16 protein-coding genes are annotated in these 15,342 nt (G+C 67.7%); 9 read left to right on the top strand and 7 right to left on the bottom strand.

Features of this window, described 5'->3' with window-relative positions; translation table 11 throughout:
• Positions 1-111 precede the first annotated feature (111 nt).
• A complete protein-coding gene (locus MYSTI_RS29650) occupies positions 112-381 on the top strand; it encodes a hypothetical protein (RefSeq protein ID WP_144370181.1) in 270 nt (89 codons plus the stop codon).
• A gap of 148 nt (positions 382-529) precedes the next feature.
• Positions 530-952 (top strand): hypothetical protein, encoded by a 423-nt coding sequence (locus tag MYSTI_RS29645; protein ID WP_015351502.1) that lies wholly within the window; start codon positions 530-532, stop codon positions 950-952.
• Positions 953-987: 35 nt separating this feature from the next.
• Here MYSTI_RS29645 and MYSTI_RS29640 read toward each other — a convergent pair whose 3' ends face one another.
• The 4 genes from MYSTI_RS29640 to MYSTI_RS29625 all read right to left on the bottom strand — a co-directional run bounded on the left by MYSTI_RS29640 (position 988) and on the right by MYSTI_RS29625 (position 5,952).
• The gene (locus tag MYSTI_RS29640) at positions 988-2,103 is read right to left on the bottom strand and encodes a hypothetical protein (RefSeq protein WP_015351501.1); all 1,116 of its coding nucleotides are present in this window, start codon (positions 2,101-2,103) and stop codon (positions 988-990) included.
• Positions 2,104-2,196: 93 nt separating this feature from the next.
• Entirely contained in the window at positions 2,197-2,511 is a 315-nt protein-coding gene (locus tag MYSTI_RS29635) for a hypothetical protein (protein WP_144370179.1), read from the bottom strand.
• Between the two features lie 396 nt (positions 2,512-2,907).
• The gene (locus MYSTI_RS29630) at positions 2,908-4,620 is read right to left on the bottom strand and encodes an SIR2 family protein (protein ID WP_169558676.1); all 1,713 of its coding nucleotides are present in this window, start codon (positions 4,618-4,620) and stop codon (positions 2,908-2,910) included.
• Between the two features lie 111 nt (positions 4,621-4,731).
• Positions 4,732-5,952: a type I restriction endonuclease gene (locus tag MYSTI_RS29625; RefSeq protein WP_015351498.1), complete on the bottom strand. Its 1,221-nt coding sequence runs from the start codon at positions 5,950-5,952 to the stop codon at positions 4,732-4,734.
• 313 nt (positions 5,953-6,265) lie between these two features.
• On the opposite strand from MYSTI_RS29625, the gene MYSTI_RS29620 reads away from it, so the two are divergent.
• The 5 genes from MYSTI_RS29620 (at position 6,266) to MYSTI_RS29600 (ending at position 11,251) form a co-directional block, all read left to right on the top strand.
• Positions 6,266-6,907 (top strand): CC0125/CC1285 family lipoprotein, encoded by a 642-nt coding sequence (locus MYSTI_RS29620; protein ID WP_015351497.1) that lies wholly within the window; start codon positions 6,266-6,268, stop codon positions 6,905-6,907.
• Between the two features lie 217 nt (positions 6,908-7,124).
• Positions 7,125-7,931 (top strand): hypothetical protein, encoded by an 807-nt coding sequence (locus MYSTI_RS29615; protein WP_015351496.1) that lies wholly within the window; start codon positions 7,125-7,127, stop codon positions 7,929-7,931.
• A 639-nt stretch (positions 7,932-8,570) separates the two neighbouring features.
• On the top strand, positions 8,571-9,206 hold the full coding sequence (locus MYSTI_RS44910) for a hypothetical protein (protein WP_233277998.1): 636 nt from the start codon (positions 8,571-8,573) through the stop codon (positions 9,204-9,206).
• A gap of 144 nt (positions 9,207-9,350) precedes the next feature.
• On the top strand, positions 9,351-10,493 hold the full coding sequence (locus MYSTI_RS29605) for a sensor histidine kinase (protein ID WP_169558675.1): 1,143 nt from the start codon (positions 9,351-9,353) through the stop codon (positions 10,491-10,493).
• On the top strand, positions 10,490-11,251 hold the full coding sequence (locus tag MYSTI_RS29600; protein ID WP_015351493.1) for a LytR/AlgR family response regulator transcription factor: 762 nt from the start codon (positions 10,490-10,492) through the stop codon (positions 11,249-11,251). Before MYSTI_RS29605 ends, MYSTI_RS29600 begins: the two co-directional genes overlap by 4 nt.
• A gap of 12 nt (positions 11,252-11,263) precedes the next feature.
• Here the strand turns inward: MYSTI_RS29600 and MYSTI_RS29595 are convergent, their stop codons facing one another.
• Positions 11,264-11,641, bottom strand: coding sequence for a hypothetical protein (locus MYSTI_RS29595; RefSeq protein WP_015351492.1), 378 nt, complete (start codon positions 11,639-11,641; stop codon positions 11,264-11,266).
• Between the two features lie 176 nt (positions 11,642-11,817).
• Between MYSTI_RS29595 and MYSTI_RS29590 the strand changes: the two genes are divergently transcribed.
• Positions 11,818-12,972 (top strand): tetratricopeptide repeat protein, encoded by a 1,155-nt coding sequence (locus MYSTI_RS29590; RefSeq protein WP_015351491.1) that lies wholly within the window; start codon positions 11,818-11,820, stop codon positions 12,970-12,972.
• Positions 12,973-13,039: 67 nt separating this feature from the next.
• Here the strand turns inward: MYSTI_RS29590 and MYSTI_RS29585 are convergent, their stop codons facing one another.
• Positions 13,040-13,285, bottom strand: coding sequence for a hypothetical protein (locus MYSTI_RS29585; protein WP_044281569.1), 246 nt, complete (start codon positions 13,283-13,285; stop codon positions 13,040-13,042).
• Positions 13,275-13,988, bottom strand: coding sequence for a DUF899 domain-containing protein (locus tag MYSTI_RS29580; protein WP_015351489.1), 714 nt, complete (start codon positions 13,986-13,988; stop codon positions 13,275-13,277). The genes MYSTI_RS29585 and MYSTI_RS29580 overlap by 11 nt, the downstream gene beginning before the upstream one ends.
• 114 nt (positions 13,989-14,102) lie before the next feature.
• On the opposite strand from MYSTI_RS29580, the gene MYSTI_RS29575 reads away from it, so the two are divergent.
• Positions 14,103-15,323, top strand: a complete 1,221-nt coding sequence (locus MYSTI_RS29575) for a hypothetical protein (RefSeq protein WP_015351488.1) — start codon at positions 14,103-14,105, stop codon at positions 15,321-15,323.
• Positions 15,324-15,342: the final 19 nt, after the last annotated feature.

Genomic DNA, 15,342 nt, shown 5'->3' with positions numbered 1-15,342 from the left:
GGCTGGGCGCGGACGTGCGGGGGCGCCTTTCCGCCCCCGTGTTGCAATCCCTGGACGTCTGGCCCGTAATGTCTGACAGCCCGCCCTGACGCGGGCTGTCTGGGGGATACGATGAAGAACCTGCGTTGGCTGATGTGTGCGGTGGCGCTGTCTGTCGTTGGCTGTGGTGGTGCGCCCATGGAGCAGGATGAGGCGCTTGCGGAGGACGTCCAGGAGGGGTCGTTGTCCCAGGCCGCCGCGACCTGTACGGAGACCTGGGGCGAGTGCCGTGTGGGCAGGTGCGAGCTGGGAGCGCTCGACACGGTCCAGACCCTCACCACGACCTGCTGCGACGCGACGGGAGCCTGCACCACGACTCGACGTCGCATCTGTGGTTGTTAGTCACACGCGCCATGGGAAGATGCGCCCTGGGGATGTCGTCGCGTCGTGAGACGGGCCACCTCCCTGGGTCGCGCGACGTCGACGAACAGCCGAGGACGCAGTGAGCGAACAGCAGGGACAATGTGGGGGTGGATGGGGACGCGGGAGCGTGGTCCTGGGGGCGCTGTTTCATGCGGGAGTCGCCCAGGCGCGGGATGTGGGGCAGGCGCGCGGCATCCTCGATGTGGACTTCTGGCGGGACAACCTGGGGCTGCTCCGCCTGGTGATACTGGTGGGAGCGGCCGTGGTCGTGGTCGTGTGGACTGGGCTTCACAAGCTCCGCGCGCTGCGTGCCCGGGAGGATGACGCTTCGCGGGGCGTGATGACGTACTCCATCGACGATGCGGACCCGGCGAGGCCCATCGGGCTTCAGGTGATGGAGCACCTGAAGGAGAAGCACGATCTCCAGCCGCTGGATTGCGAGCACTGTGAGGGGGAAGGGTGCAAGCGGTGCGACGACGGGGGCTTCACCCTCACCTGGAACCAGGCGCCTTGTGGTGCGGGGTGTCCCCTGGGGGGCGGCGAGCCCTGACAGGGAGCGCCGCGTCAGGCCGATTCGATGGCGTGCTAGGGAACGCTCAGCTTCATCGGCAAGGGGGTGTTGCCCACCCAGTCACCGCTGAGGTGCTTGTCGCCGAGCTCCAGTCGCACGTTCGCGGTCGGGTTGCCGTCCGCGTCCAGCTCCTGCATCTCGAGCTTCCCGCCTGTCACTTGTCCGCTCAGCAGGAGGGGCTTGAGATGGTTCTTGTCGAAGTACATGCCGGACACGGAGCCATCGTCCGCCTTCTCCATCACCAGGACGATGGGCGACTCGCCGATGAGGCCGTGGAGCACCTGCCCGAAGACGTCGCTCGAGGATGCCTGTCCTTCACCCAGGAGCATCCGCTTGCCGTACGCGGTCAGATGCGGGCGGAGGGCGGGGTAGGGCAGGGTCAGGCTGACGGGGCCGACATCATCGAGCGCGCGCATGGCGTGGTTGCTGCAACGGTCATCGGTCCAGACGGCATTCCCGCTCTTGAATTCCCAGCGGTCATGGACGGCTGACCAGCGGAGGGTTTCTTCCTCATTCTCCTCGAGTCGGGACAGGCATTCGCGGTTGAAGTCGATGCGCTCTGCGAGGTCTGCGAGCGTCGCGTCATCCGCCTTCTTCTTGCGTGCGGCCTTCAGCTCCTTTTCTGTCTGTGCGATTTGCGCCCGATAGCGGCGTTGCTTCTCTTGATGCATGCGGCGGGTCAGTGTGCGGACGCCGGCGGGGGTGAACAGCTCCTGGGACGTGAGGAGTCGGCCTGTGCGCAAGTCGAAGCTGTAGGCCACGCTGTAAGTCTCGCAGTAGGCGCCGCAGCCTTCGGCATCGAATCGAATCGTGAGCAGCCGCGCGTCGTTGCGTGTCACCGCGAAGGTCTGGCGGGCCAGTCCCGCCAGGTCGAACTCTGGAGCGGACAGTTGGGGTTCGGCCTTGGCGGGGGCCCGCGCCTTGAAGCGACTGATGAACAGGCGGTCGTTGATGCGAGCGGCCAGGTCCGGATTGCCGTGGGTGATGAACGGCATCCGGATGGCCTCTTGCGGGTAGCCGGGTTCCGTCTCCGGCTTGGGGATGACGGTGAGCGAGGTCACGGTCAGCTCCGCCGCTCGCGCACCTCCCGTGAGCAGCGTGGCCAACAGCGGGAACAGCGCGAGACGCATGGGAAGACGCTTCATCGAGGGACCCCGCACAAGGCGACGAGGTCCGCATCTTGCCGCATCGCGTGGCCGACGCGCAGCCCATGCGCGCGCCCCCTAGCGAGCTCGGGTCAGCGTCACGGTCAGGGAGGGGATCGCAGGGGGAAGGGAGAGCGCGACCTTGCCTGCCGTGAGCTCCTCCAGCGTGAGCAGGTGCTTGATGGTTCCGACCTCGTCGTCCACGAGGGCGTCGATATCGAGGACCTTGAGCTCGATGGGCTGGGCGAGCAGAAGTGCCGCGGGAGCAGCGCACTCGCCAGCGGTCCACTGTGGAGTCCAGCTGGAGACCTCGGGAGTCCGCGTGACCAAGGGCTCCCCCGAGGGCGTGGGACATCGAAGCTCGACGACCACATCCGGGGCCGAGCCATCCACGTCCCAGTCCAGATTGTCATTGGGGTCTTGGGTGGAGAGAGTTGCCTGTGCGGGCTGGATGGCCACCCGTGCGGCGAGATCCGGCGCGCACGCTCTGCGCTCCACATCGCAGGTGGTCAACCCCAAGCAGGCGGAACAGTAGATGCCGCTGTTTCCGCAGGCGTTCGTCGTGTTGCCAGGGATACAGGTGGTCCCCTGGCAGCAGCCTGCGCACGATTCCGGGGTGCATTCCACCAAGGGAGGAGGTGGCGCGGAGGAGTCTCCGCATCCACCTTCGTCGGCACCGAGCAACACGACTGAGAGAACGGCCAGGAAAAGGATTCTGGGCATGCGCTTTCCGAGCGAAAGGGAGTGAAAGGCTCAACGAAGAAGGGGCAGTGAGCCGGAGGGCACGACTCAGCGGGCCTCATCGCTGAGGGAGACGAAGAGAACCCGGCGGTCGTCGTCCGAACGCAGCCCCAGGGAGACAATCCTGTGAAAGGGGATGTCGACGAGCAGCCTTCGCTCGGAGTCGGAGCGAGGTGCCAGGACGATGTTCATGGCGCGTCCCTGCTCGAAGGCTTTACGACTCGCGGCTTGGACATATCCGACGAGGATGAACGTGCCCCCTCGAAGGCGGTGGATTTCGAAGGCTTCCGCGACAGGGGTCGCGGCGACCTCTGCTGAATCCAGCAAGTGGGTCGCCTCTACGGCGACGAAGCCGTACCTCCCCTCGGGCATCTCGAGCGCGGGCTGCGCCTTGTGAGTCCGAGGGAGGGGCTTCACCTGGTTCTGACTGCGCAGGGCCTCGAGGGTGGTCGGATGGGACGGAACACCCAGGGTGCCGCTGGTGGGGACGGCTCTCGGTGGCGCGAGGGTTCCCCCCGGCTGCTGCGTATCCGGTACGGGCTGCGGGGTGGGATTGCTCCCGCGTGAGTCCCGTTCACGAAGCGGCCTGCCTCGCTCCGATGCGGGGGGGGGCGTCGCGGTCGGCTCAGGCCGGTGGGATGCCGATTCAAAGGCGCGCAGGCCCATGTATCCGGCGGTTCCCAACAAGAGGATGCCCACGAACCGTCGCATGCGGCTTGGGTGCTTGGCTTGGGAGGGTGTTGTGGGGGCGAGCTCCATCGAGGGACGCGGCTCGTGGACTCGCGGCTCAGGTGTGGTGCTCGCGGTGGGTGAGCGCTCCTTCGCGGGAGGAGGAGGGCTGGAGCGGGTCATCTCCGCATGGATGACCGGGGCTGACGCAGTCGCGGGAGCCGCTATCCCAGGAGTGATGGCCGCGTGGATTGCCTTGAAGAGCGTGTGGCAATTGATGCCTCCATACGCACGGAACCAGCCGCGGCCCGCGATGGAGCCGATGCGCGCGAAGAGCGACTTGTTCTGCCCGTGAATCTTCTCGGCATCCGACTCATAGAATGTCCAGACGACGTCCACCTGGGCCTGGGTGTCGTATCCGCACTTCTCCAAGGTCTGGGCGATGATGTCGTCCCATCCTCCATACCCCACCACCACGAGGGTGTATTCACGAAGCAGGGCCTGGAGGGATGCGTCGAGGTTCGGGCGTCTCTGGGTGAGCTGAATCGGGGTGTGGAGGGTGTCGGATTGCCTCCAGTACCCGTGCAGGTAGACCAGGCTCTGGACGTCTGGCTCGGGCCGCACCGGGTCCAGGCGCCCATCCGCATGAAGAACGACCTGCGAGACCCTTCCACCTGCTTGTCGGATGGCGATGGAGAGCAGCGGGTCGAAGTTGGTCGTCAGGATGGGGCCGAACCGCTCGGGGCACGAAACGACCAGTTTCGCGAGGTCTCGCGTCGCGGCGGGGAGATACCAGCCAGGGAGGTCGTTCTCGAGCTGTTGGAGGTCGCCACGAGGGGAGGGCGGTGCACTGAGTCTCGCCTGCAGCACGGCCTCTCGGATGACGGTGTTGACGGTTTCCTGGTCCCGCCACTCCCGAAGGAACTTCATGGCGAGCTGGTACTGCTGGGGACCCGCTGCGTCTGCGAGCGCGGAGTCGAACTTCGGCTCCGCGCTGGGTCCCGCGGCTTTCCGCGCGAGTCGGACCATCTCCGCCGTGCCAGGGACACCGGGGGCTCCGGGTGTATCCGGCATGGAGAGCGGGGAGCCCACCAGGAACGCAATCTTCCTTCGGCAGCTGCTCAGGGTGTGGACCAGAGCGTCGAGCGATCCGAGTCGTTCAAGAGCTTCCGCGGACATGGCTGGTACGGGTTCCTGAGGGGCTCAGGCGGTCGGCGTGCTCTCGGAAGGCGCGCTGCCCTCGGCGGTGCCACTGGATTGCCGCTTCGCCTCCTCTTCGTAGGCGACGAGCACCAAGGCCCTGAGCTTCTCGATGTCGCTGGAGGCATTGAAGAAGATACGGCTCTTGCCCATTCCGTCAGGTGCGGCTTCCACCTCGAACCCCGGGGCGAGCATCGTGGCTTGTTCCGTGGGCAGTCGGGTGACGAGCGATTTCTTCTTCCCGTTGGTGAAGGCCCGGAGGAACCAGGACGTCACCTTGCCCAGGTTGATGGCGAAGTAGGCCGTCGAGTCCTTGTATCCAAGGGTCTGCTTGAGCGCGGACTCGGCGCACTGCTTCTGGACGATGCGGAAGATCTCCAGCTCGAGCGCGGTGGTCTCAATCAAGGACGCCGATTCACCTGCCTCGGCTGAACGCTGGAGGGCCTCCGCGGGGCTCGGAGGCGCGGCTGGGGGCGCGGGGATGTTCGGCGCGTTGGGCTGGGCGATCTCCTGCTGAATCGACTTCGTCATCATGTCCAGGAGCGTCGTCTGGATGGACTTCTTGACGATGGGGATGAATCGCTCGACGACGCTGCGAGTGACTCGTCCCGAAACCAGCTCGACTTCCGTGAGCAGGAACCGGACAAAACTCTCCGAGGGATTGCGCAACAGCTCGTTGATGAGCGCGGTCACCTTTCCGACGAAGATGATCTCCTCGGCATGCCCCTGGATGGAGGTCGCGTCGAAGAACTCCTTGGTGAACGGGCGGAGCAGCTCGACGTCCCGGTCGGTGAAGCCAAGGATGTTGAACTCCAGGAAGGGCACCGCATCCATCACATTGGGAGACTGCAGGTCCGTGAAGAAGCGATAGCGCGTGCCGTTCGTCACGATGCCGATGCGAACCGACAGTGTGGCATTGAAGTAGCGAGCCAGCTGTCCGTCGTGGTCTTCCGGCGCGGCGTCCGCGGCCTTGCATTCGATGAAGAGCGCGGGCTGCCCCTTCAGATGCAGGGCATAGTCCACCTTCTCCATGACGCCGCCGCGCTTCTTGGCGAAGTCCGCGACGTACTCGGGCTGGGTCTCCGTCGGGTCGTAGATGTCGTAGCCCAGCGCCTGGAGGAATGGGAGGATGAGGGCTTGCTTCGTGGCCTCCTCACCCTTGATGAATGCCTGACGCTTACGCACCTGCTCCGAGAGCAGTCGCAAATCTTCACCAAGCCCCATGTCGTTCCATCCCCCAGGTCGGGCGCGGCAGACCGCCGCGGAGCTTTCACGGTAGCGCATTGGCTTCGTGACTCAAACACCTCTCGGGTTGGGTTGTCTGGGCAAGGTCGGAGCCGACTCCGTGTCACGCATTGACCCTCCCCCCTCGGGGGTATTGCCAGGCAGGCCGTTCGTGTCAGTGCGCTCGTGGTCCTCACGTCCCCGGCGAACAACCTGAAGGCTCGAGCGGGCCCGGTTCATCAGCGCCTCACCCACCTCGCCCCTTCTTTCCCACCCTGACCTGACGATGCCCTTGCTCAGACGACTTCTCGCCATGCCGGCCGCTGGACTCGTGCTCCACGGCTGTGCAACCCCCTATCAGCCGATGGGGATGTCCGGTGGCTATCAGGACTCCGAGATATCCCCCGGCGTCGTCCGCATCGAAGTGCGCGGCAATCCCTATACGCACCTGGGCACGCTGCACGACTACTTCCACAAGCGGGCGAAGGAGCTCTGCAAGGAGCGCCAGTATCAATGGTTCCTGGACTCGGGCTCCGAGAAGGGGCCCCAGGTCTTCTTCGGCACCCAGGTGGGCTCGGCGGTCATCCTCTCGGACACCACCAGCAACAAGCGTGGCTGGGTGCGAGGCGTCGTCACGTGCCGCGACACCTCGGAGAAGACCGCGACCCCGCCTCCGTCCCAGCTGGTGCGAATCCTCGATGTCCAGTCGGGGCTCGTGACCCACGTCTCCTCGGACCTGGCGATGACGCAAGTCCCCCGCTCCACGCGATGGGCCTTCGTCTCCGAGGGCAAGGTCCGCGCCCGGACTCCAGAAGGGCACCTGGTTCACGTCGAGGTCGACAAGCTCGATGCGGCGAGGACGCTCGGCTACCGGCTCCTCTCCGACGCCGAACTGGAGACCGCCGCGCCTCCGGCCCTCTCCCCGACCCCGGACGAGAGCTCCGTGGCGCGATAGGGAGCCATCTCCCTTCACGCCGCGCCGGAATCGAGCCCGTATTCCCTTCTCAGTCCCGTGTCACCCGAGGCCGGAGAGAGGAGGCACAGGTGCGCAGTCCGTTGCACACCCTGCACGAGGGCCCGCCGAGGTGTGCAGGCCGTGATACAGGGCCGCGAAGGGAGTCGTGGAGGCATGCTGGATGCAATGCCTTTCTCCCCTCCTGAAAGGAATGCACATGCAAAAGGGTTTCAAGGGGCTCTGGGCGTGGGGCGTCTGTGGGCTGCTGCTCCTGGTGGCGCGAAACGACGCCCTGGCCGCGCCGCCGGCAGCCGTCGAGAAGCCCGTGGCCGTGGTCCTGAAACGTGAGATTCCACGGTCTGCCCTCAGGCCGCGGGAATCGGAGCGACAGGCCAGGCGCGCGACGCTGAGTCCCGAGGACTATGCGCTCTGGGAGTCCAACTCCGAGATGCAGGCGCTTCAGGAGCTCCTGCTGGGGCCGCTCCTGCAGGCATATATCGAGCGGAAGGGCCTTGTGCCCGCGAAGCAGGACATCGAGGCCGCGGTCGCGGGACTCTCCTCGGGCACGAAAGCGCTCCGTCAACAGCTCGAGGCGGAGCGGGACCGCCTGCGCGCGGAGCTCGGACGCGTGGACTTGTCGCCCGAGCAGCGACGCTCACTCCAGGCCTCGCAGGAGTCGACGGAGCGGGCTCTCCGCGGACAGTCCGAGGATGATGCGGCCCTTGGGGCGGCTGCGCTGAAGGAACTCGAGGACGAGGTGGCGCGGGAGATGGTCCTGTCGTGGATGGTGCAGCGCTCACTGCACCGCGAGTTTGGCGGTGACATCATTTTCCAGCAGGTGGGCGCCGAGGCCGTGGGAGCCTATCTTCCATTCCTCGAGCAGCGACAGAAGGCGGGGGACTTCAAGCTCCTGGATAAGGATGTGAGTCGCCGCTTCTGGGCGCATGTGCGCCGTGCGCCGGGGATTCGGATGCCCCAAGACGCCCTGGAGACTCCATGGTGGCTGATGACTCCCAAGCCCTGACGACGCGGCCACTCGGGTCGCCTCTCCAGCCCTGAAGGGGCCACGTCGTGTGGTGTGTGGGGCCGGCACTCCGACCCACTTCACCTTCCATCCGGGCCTGTGGTCGTCGGAAGGAGAGTGGCTTCAAGTGGGATGTCGTCGCGAGCAGAGGTCGTGCGCGGGCGGGGTGCGGCGTAAGGTGGGAGCGACATGGTCTCCATTCGCTCTGTCGCGCTCTCCTGCCTCGTTGTTCTCGGCCTCGTGGCTGCTTGTGGTGATGATCGCCCGCCTGACCCCATCCCCACGCCTGACGCCTCCGGCCCGGTGACTTGCAACAACGCGGGCGAAGCCGAGTGTGGCGGTGCCTGCGTGAACACAGGGACGGACTCCGCGCACTGCGGCCGTTGCGGCAATGCCTGTTCGTCCATCGAGGACTGTGAGGCAGGTGCCTGTGTCGAGCGCTGTCAGATAGACAATCTGAGGGTTGCCTCCGGGGCCGTGAATCCGGCGAATGGGTGCGAGCAGTGCAGTCCAAGAACGTCCCCGACCGCGTGGACGCCTCGTGCGGACGGGACGCAGTGCGGGACGGGCCAGGTCTGCTCGGCCGGTGCGTGCAGCCAGAGGTGCTTCATCGATGGCGCGCTGCACGCAGCGGGAGCGGTGAACCCGGCGAATGCCTGCGAGTCGTGCCAGCCGGCGACGTCGACGACGCAGTGGTCCGCGCGCTCGAGTGTTCCGCTGCTGGTCGGCGGCGAAGACATCACCACGCAAGGCTGGAGGACCTTCGCGCAGGACCCGAACACCATCACCCAGGGCACGGACCATGTCCGCCTCGCCACGTCGACGAACACCGGCGCGAGGACGAGCGGGCAGTTGCTCATCACGCTGGCGAATGCCTTCGACGCAACGAGGCCCTTCAAGCTCCGTGTGACGATGCAGGTCGAGTCGGTGAACAACCACAACTCGCTGGACAGTGGGGCGGCCATCCTGGGGGGCTTCACGTCACCCGCGGGAACCTCCACGGAGCGCGCGCAGATGATCTACCTCGACCGCGCGGCCATCGGATGGGCGGACGACACGCAGGCCGTGGGGTTCCCCGTGACGGATGGTGCGTACCATGTCTATGAGCTCGCGGTGGATGCGGCGAAGGTGGCCACGGTGAGCATCGACGGGGTCGCGCGGCTCACTCGCAAGAACTTCGCGACGAACGGGACCCTCGCCATCGGCGACCAGACCAACGACCCGAATGTCGATGGCGTGATCAGAATCAAGTCGGTCGAGAGGCTCTGTCAGTAAGACGCATGCGAGCGGAGGCCTCGTCCGGGAAGGCTCTCCAGGGGCATGAGGGATGTGCGCTGGAGGGCCTCGTCGACCGGACTTCGTCAAAGGCCGTGGGGTGGGGCTAGAGTCACCGTCACCCCCATGTCGACGAGCCCTTCTGTGTCATGGACCGCCGAGTCCTCCGCCGCTGCCTCCGCCCCCGGAGCGGGGTGGAGGCTGTCTCCACGCGGGTTCTGGCCCGCGGTGATCCTGGCCGGATACACGGTGCTCGCGCTGCTCTATGGGGCGCAGCTGTTCGTGTATCGGGCCTCGCGAGGGGAGCCGCCTCGACTGGGCGAGGCGCTGCTGACGGGGGCGTGCGTCTGGTACGCCTGGGCGGTCCTCACGCCGTTCGTCCTGGCGGTGGCGCGACGGATTCGCGCGACGGGCAAGCCCTGGTTCGTGCAGGTGCCGATGCACCTGGTGCCCGGGGTGGGCTTCGCGGTGCTGGCGTTGGGACTGTTCGCGGTGCTGCGCGAGTGGCTCGTGGTGGAGGTCGACGGCGGGTGGACGGGGGCGTGGAGCTATTTCCTGTTCATCGCGTCGAAGACGACGGACTTCGACCTGCTCGTCTACTTCTCCCTGGTGGGGTTGGAGGCGGCGGTCGCGTATGCGCGGAGGATGCGTGAAGAGGCGGTGCGCGCGTCCCAGCTGGAGGCGCAGCTCGCGCAGGCCCAACTGCAGCTGCTGCGCAGCCAGCTCCAGCCTCACTTCTTGTTCAACACGCTGCATGCCATCTCCACGCTGATGCACCGGGACGTGGACTCCGCGGACCGGATGGTGGGGCAGCTGAGCGAGCTGTTGCGCGCGAGCCTGGAGCGCGACGGGCGCCACGAGGTGCCGCTCTCCGAGGAGCTGGAGCTGCTCGCGCCGTATCTGGACATCGAGCGCACGCGCTTCTCCGACCGGCTCCAGGTGGAGGTGTCGGTGGCGGAGGAGGCTCGGGAGGGGCTGGTGCCCTCGCTGTTGCTCCAGCCGCTCGTGGAGAACGCCATCCGGCACGGCATTGCTCCGCGCAGAGGGCCCGGCAAGGTCTGGGTCCGTGTCCGTCGTGACGGCGCGAAGCTGGCGCTGGAGGTGGAGGACGACGGGGTGGGGCCGCCCGTGGGGCGGACGGAGCTGGAGGAGGGAATCGGGCTGGGGGCCACGCGCGCGCGGCTGGAGCGACTGCATGGGGCCGAGCAATCCGTGACGTGGAGGGCGCGTGCGCCGAGCGGGTTCCTCCTCTCCTTGTCGATGCCCTACCGGAGGACGCGGTCATGAGCGTCCGCACGCTCATCGTCGATGACGAGCCCCTGGCCCGCGAGCGGCTGCGGACGCTGCTGGCCTCGGAGCCGGACCTGCATCCGGTGGCGGAGTGTGCGGACGGGCAGGAGGCGATGGAGGTGCTGGCGCGTGAGCGGCCCGCGCTGGTGTTCCTCGACGTGGAGATGCCGGAGCGGGATGGGTTCGGTGTGCTGGCGGAGATGGGGCCGGGGGCGCCTCCGGTGGTCGTCTTCGTCACGGCCTGGCCCCAGCATGCGCTGCGAGCGTTCGATGCCGCCGCGGTGGACTACCTGCTCAAGCCGTTCACGGTGGAGCGCTTCCGGCGCACGTTGACGCGGGTGAGGGAGCGCCTGGCGGCGCCTCCCGGAGACTTGAGGCAGCAGCTCCAGCGGATGTTCCAGGAGCTTCGGCCCGAGCCCACCCCCGAGCGGCTCGTGGTCAAGACGGGGACCCGCACGGTGCTCGTGGCCGTGGATGACCTGGACTGGGTGGAGTCGGCGGGGAACTACGTCACGCTGCACATCGGCGCGGAGACACACCTGCTGCGCGAGACGATGGCGGAGCTGGAGGGGCGCCTGCCGTCGCGACGGTTTGCCCGCGTGCACCGCTCCGCGCTCGTGAACGTGGACCGGATTGTCTCCCTGTCACCGACGCTGTCTGGAGACCACAGGCTCGTCCTGAGAGACGGTCAGGAGCTGACGTTGAGCCGCACGTACCGGACTCGGCTGGAGCAGGTGCTCGGCCATCCGCTGTGAGCGAGCGGTGTGTCAGTCGTTGCTTCGCGCCGAGGGCTCCTCGAGCAGTGCGAGGGCGAGGGGCCGGGTCTCCCGGTTCAGGTTGATGGGCATGACCCCTCGGATGAGCTCCAGCGACTCGCGGTCTCCGAGCAGCGCGAGGCCCAGCGAGGCCATCCCGTATTCATTGTGGGAGTTGGTCCGGGCGAAGAACGGCTCGCCGAACACCCGGCGCAGCGTCGGAATCGCCCCCGAGTCCCCCGCGAGCGCCTGCCGCACCGCGACCGCGAGCTGTGTGTAGCTCGAGTCCCTGTGCTCCGCCCACGGCGCGGGTTCCTCCCAGCGGACCACGTGCTTCGTCAGGAGGTCCCGCGCTTGCTCCACGAGCTGCTGTCGCTCCTCGGCCGTCATGATGTCGGAGAGGGTAACCCCATTCGAGGTGGCTCCGACAGCGAGTCACTCGTCCTTCCCCCTCCGCGGCTCGTCCCTCCGCTCCGCGTCTCATCCCATCAGCGCCCCAGGCGGCGAGTCTGTCCCTAGTTTCGGTCCGCGATGGGAGGCACGACGCCTCTCGGGAGGACTGGGACATGAGGCAGCTCATCTGTGTGGGATTGGTGTCACTCGTCACCGCTTGCGCGACCAGCAGGTCCGCTCAGGCCCCCAGCGCGGGCACGGGCGCCGAGCAGGGACGTGCCTTCAGCGAAGCGGCTGTCACCTTGATGCAGGCCTACGACTTGGAGAGCCGGTATGACGACGCCGTGGCGCTCGGTCAGTTCGCGGGGGAGCGCGCCCGGCTCCTGAAGGACGGAGGGGGCGAGGCCCTCATCCTCGCGCAGCAAGGTCGCGTCATGTCCCGGATGCTCCGCCACCGGACCGGGATGCAGAGGCCCCAGGTGCTCGAGGTGCTGCACCGGGCCCGTCGCCTCGCGGATGCATCGGGCGACGCACGGGCCCGTGTCGCCGCGCTCAACTCGGAGGGCATCTACCACTACGGCATCGTGCTCCTGACGGGGCAGGGCGAGTGGGCTCACGTCGCCGGGTTCTTCGAGCAGGCGCGGGATATCGCCGTCACCTCGGGGGATTCTCGAGGGCGCCTCGATGCCCTGTTCTACCTGGGGCTCACCCATCAGTTCCAAGGGCAGGCCGAGGCTGCGGGGGCGGCCTACTCGCAAGGCCTGTCGCTCGCCCGCGCCGCGAACGATGTGCTGATGGAGTCCTACAACCTGCGTCACCTCGCCTCCCTCGCCGAGGACCGAGGCGAGCTCGACTCCGCCATCTCCTTGTACGAGGACTCCCTGCGGCTGCGGGAGCAGGTGGGCTTCACCACGGGGCAGATGTTCGCGCTGACGGCTCTCGCCAATGTTCGCGCGCGCAAGGACCCGAAGGACGCCCAGGCGCTGGTGCTCTCCGAGAAGGCCCTCTCCCTGGCGCGAGCGGTGAAGGACCCCGCGGGCGAGCGCGAGGCCCAGACCTCGCTCGGGAGGCTCCACCTGCGTCGAGGAGATGTCCCCTCCGCGTTGCCCCATCTGGAGCAGGCGCTCTCCAACGCGGAGACAAACGAGGACTGGTGGTCCGCGGTGGAGACCTTGCTGGAGCTGGGCCGGGCCCACTCGCTGCGCGGCGAGAAGTCGCTCGTCGAGGAGCGGCTGCGCCAGGCGCGCACCGTGGCCTCCTCGCGACACCTGCAGGAGGCCCTGGTTCTGGTGGAGAAGGTCGAGCGCGAGCTGGGCTCCGCGCCTTGAGGCACGCGACCTGAGGCCTGCCGATGCCAGGCCCCGCCTCACTCGCGGGTGACGGGGCCGTGGCGGGTCAGGTTGTTCGCTGTGGCGTTCGCAGGCGACGAACCAGGATGAAGCCCAGCGAGAGGGCTGCCATCGCGAGGCCGACGGGACGCAGCATCGAGATGAGGGCTCCCGCCGCGCCGACCGTCACTCCGAGCACGGGGAGGTACGCGACGAGGCACAGCGGGCACTTCGGCAGGAGCGCGGCCATGAGGCCCAGGACCAGCGACAACGCGGGAGCGCGCACCGCCGGACGGCGCTGCTCAGGCTCCATGGCCATACTCGTCCCGCAAGCGCACCCAGCTCATGGGGTGGGCCAGCCCGTCCTCGTCTCGGCCTTTCGGGAGGAGGTCCAGGAGTTGATAGGCCGCGTTGACGGGCTCGATGCCTCGTCCGTAGGTCCCGTAGGTGTGGAAGATGTCGCCGCGCTCGTCCTTCGCGAAGACGCTGAAGCCCGGCATGTCCGTGTTGGAGTTCGACAGCGGCCCGTAGTTGTAGACGGCTTCGCCCCGAGCCAAGGCCTCTGCCCGGAAGGACACCTGGAAGTCGTAGTTGAACTCGCTCCCATGCGAGGACACCCACTTGAAGCGCCAGCCCAGGCGCTGCCGGAACGCTTGCAGCTTCGGCAGCTCCGCGCGCGAGATGGCGACGAAGCTCACATCCCGCTGACTCACGTGCTCGGCGACTCCGTTGAAGGAGTCCGCCCAGAACGAACAGCTCTTGCAGCCGGCCTCCCATTCGGGGGCGAACATGAAGTGGTAGACGAGCAACTGGCTTCGCCCCGCGAAGAGCTGCGCCAGTGTCTGCTTGCCCTCGGGGCCCTCGAACACGTAGGGCTCGGTCACACGCAGCCAGGGCAGGCTGCGGCGCGTGGCGCTCAGCTCGTCGCGCATCCGCGTGAGGGCCTTCTCCTTCGCCAGCAGCTCCTGGCGCGCGGCCAGCCACTCACTCCTCGACTCCGTCTTGATGGGGGGCATGGTGATTCCTCCGTGGGGGTGGATGCCCCAGAGGTAATGGACCGGGCGCGAGGGCTGGGAGTAACAAAGACGACGGGCTTCCCAACGCGGGAGGGTGGCTGGAGGATGCGCGTCATGGATGCGCTCATCACGGCGGCGGCTCGGGCACTGGGAGAGGGCGACCCCCTGGGGGCACTCCAGCGCGTGGCGCTCCGCGAGGACGCGCCGGCGCTGGCCGTGAGAGGCATCGCCATGGCGCAGATGGGGGTGTTCGCGAAGGCGACGCAGCTCCTGCGACGCGCGGCTCGGGCCTATGGCTCCAGCGACGACCTCGCGCGGGCACGCTGCCACGTCGCGGAGGCGGAGGTGGCCCTGGCGTCTCGAGACTTCAGCGGCGCCGACCTCACGCTCGACGACGCGCTGAGCACGTTCCTTCGCCACGGTGACACGCGGAACGCGCGCTACACCCGGCTGTTGCAGGCGCGGCGTGCCCTTCTGCTGGGACGGGTCGATGAGGCCGCGCGGGCCGTGGCCGAGCTCGACCTCCGCGGCGCGCCCGCGATGCTGTGGGCCGTCGCGCATCTGCTGGAGCTCGAGGTGGCGCTGCGGCGAGGCGCCACCCGTGCCGCCCGCGTCGCGCTCGAGCACGTGCGGAGCGCCGCCGGACGTGCGCGCATTCCCTCGCTCGACGCCGAGGTCGAGCACGTCGCGCGTGTCCTGAGCCTCCCCGCCGCGCGAGTCATTGCGCGGGGTGAGGCGGGATGGGTCATGCTCGATGAGGTCGAGTCGCTGCTGGGCTCGGAGCACCTCGTCGTCAATGCCTGCCGTCGCACGGTGCACCTGCGTGCGCGCGTCGTGACGCTGGCCACTCGGCCCGTGCTGTTCGAGCTCTTGCGCGCACTGGCCGAGGCCTGGCCCGGTGCGGCCACACGAGACGACCTTGCCCGGCGCGTCTTCGGGGCGCGGCGTGTGAATGCCTCCTATCGCGCGCGCCTGCGTGTCGAGCTGGGCCGATTGAGGACGCAGTTGCGTGACCTGGCGGAGATTCACGCCACCCCGCTGGGCTACGCCTTGGCTCCAAGGCCTCCGGTGGAGGTGCGGGTCCTCGCGCCACCTGTCGAGGGGGCGGGAGGTGCGGTGCTGGCACTGCTCGCGGATGGCGAGCAGTGGTCGACCTCGGCGCTGGCGCTCGTGCTCGGTGCCAGTCAACGGACGGTGCAGCGCGCGCTCTCCTTGTTGGCGGAGGAGGGGCAGGTCCGTGCGCTGGGCAGTGGCCGTGCGCGGCGCTGGGTGGCGCCCCCTGTCAGTGGTTTCACGACGACTTTGTTACTCCCGACGGCCACGCTCTTCGAGTAGAGCGGGCCACGGGGCGAGG

The sequence above is a fragment of the Myxococcus stipitatus DSM 14675 genome, assembly GCF_000331735.1.
Classification (GTDB): domain Bacteria; phylum Myxococcota; class Myxococcia; order Myxococcales; family Myxococcaceae; genus Myxococcus; species Myxococcus stipitatus.
The sequence above is the reverse complement of the archived record's forward strand: the minus strand, read 5'-3'. Positions and strand labels throughout refer to the sequence as shown.

What these genes read in the sequence shown, in the direction of transcription:
- MYSTI_RS29620 (WP_015351497.1), top strand. Translation starts at nt 6,266, where the DNA reads ATGCCGGCCGCTGGACTCGTGCTCCACGGCTGTGCAACCCCCTATCAG.
- MYSTI_RS29650 (WP_144370181.1), top strand. Translation starts at nt 112, where the DNA reads ATGAAGAACCTGCGTTGGCTGATGTGTGCGGTGGCGCTGTCTGTCGTT.
- MYSTI_RS29585 (WP_044281569.1), bottom strand. Translation starts at nt 13,285, where the DNA reads ATGGAGCCTGAGCAGCGCCGTCCGGCGGTGCGCGCTCCCGCGTTGTCG.
- MYSTI_RS29615 (WP_015351496.1), top strand. Translation starts at nt 7,125, where the DNA reads ATGCAAAAGGGTTTCAAGGGGCTCTGGGCGTGGGGCGTCTGTGGGCTG.
- MYSTI_RS29580 (WP_015351489.1), bottom strand. Translation starts at nt 13,988, where the DNA reads ATGCCCCCCATCAAGACGGAGTCGAGGAGTGAGTGGCTGGCCGCGCGC.
- MYSTI_RS29590 (WP_015351491.1), top strand. Translation starts at nt 11,818, where the DNA reads ATGAGGCAGCTCATCTGTGTGGGATTGGTGTCACTCGTCACCGCTTGC.
- MYSTI_RS29600 (WP_015351493.1), top strand. Translation starts at nt 10,490, where the DNA reads ATGAGCGTCCGCACGCTCATCGTCGATGACGAGCCCCTGGCCCGCGAG.
- MYSTI_RS29595 (WP_015351492.1), bottom strand. Translation starts at nt 11,641, where the DNA reads ATGACGGCCGAGGAGCGACAGCAGCTCGTGGAGCAAGCGCGGGACCTC.
- MYSTI_RS29575 (WP_015351488.1), top strand. Translation starts at nt 14,103, where the DNA reads ATGGATGCGCTCATCACGGCGGCGGCTCGGGCACTGGGAGAGGGCGAC.
- MYSTI_RS29625 (WP_015351498.1), bottom strand. Translation starts at nt 5,952, where the DNA reads ATGGGGCTTGGTGAAGATTTGCGACTGCTCTCGGAGCAGGTGCGTAAG.
- MYSTI_RS29640 (WP_015351501.1), bottom strand. Translation starts at nt 2,103, where the DNA reads ATGCGTCTCGCGCTGTTCCCGCTGTTGGCCACGCTGCTCACGGGAGGT.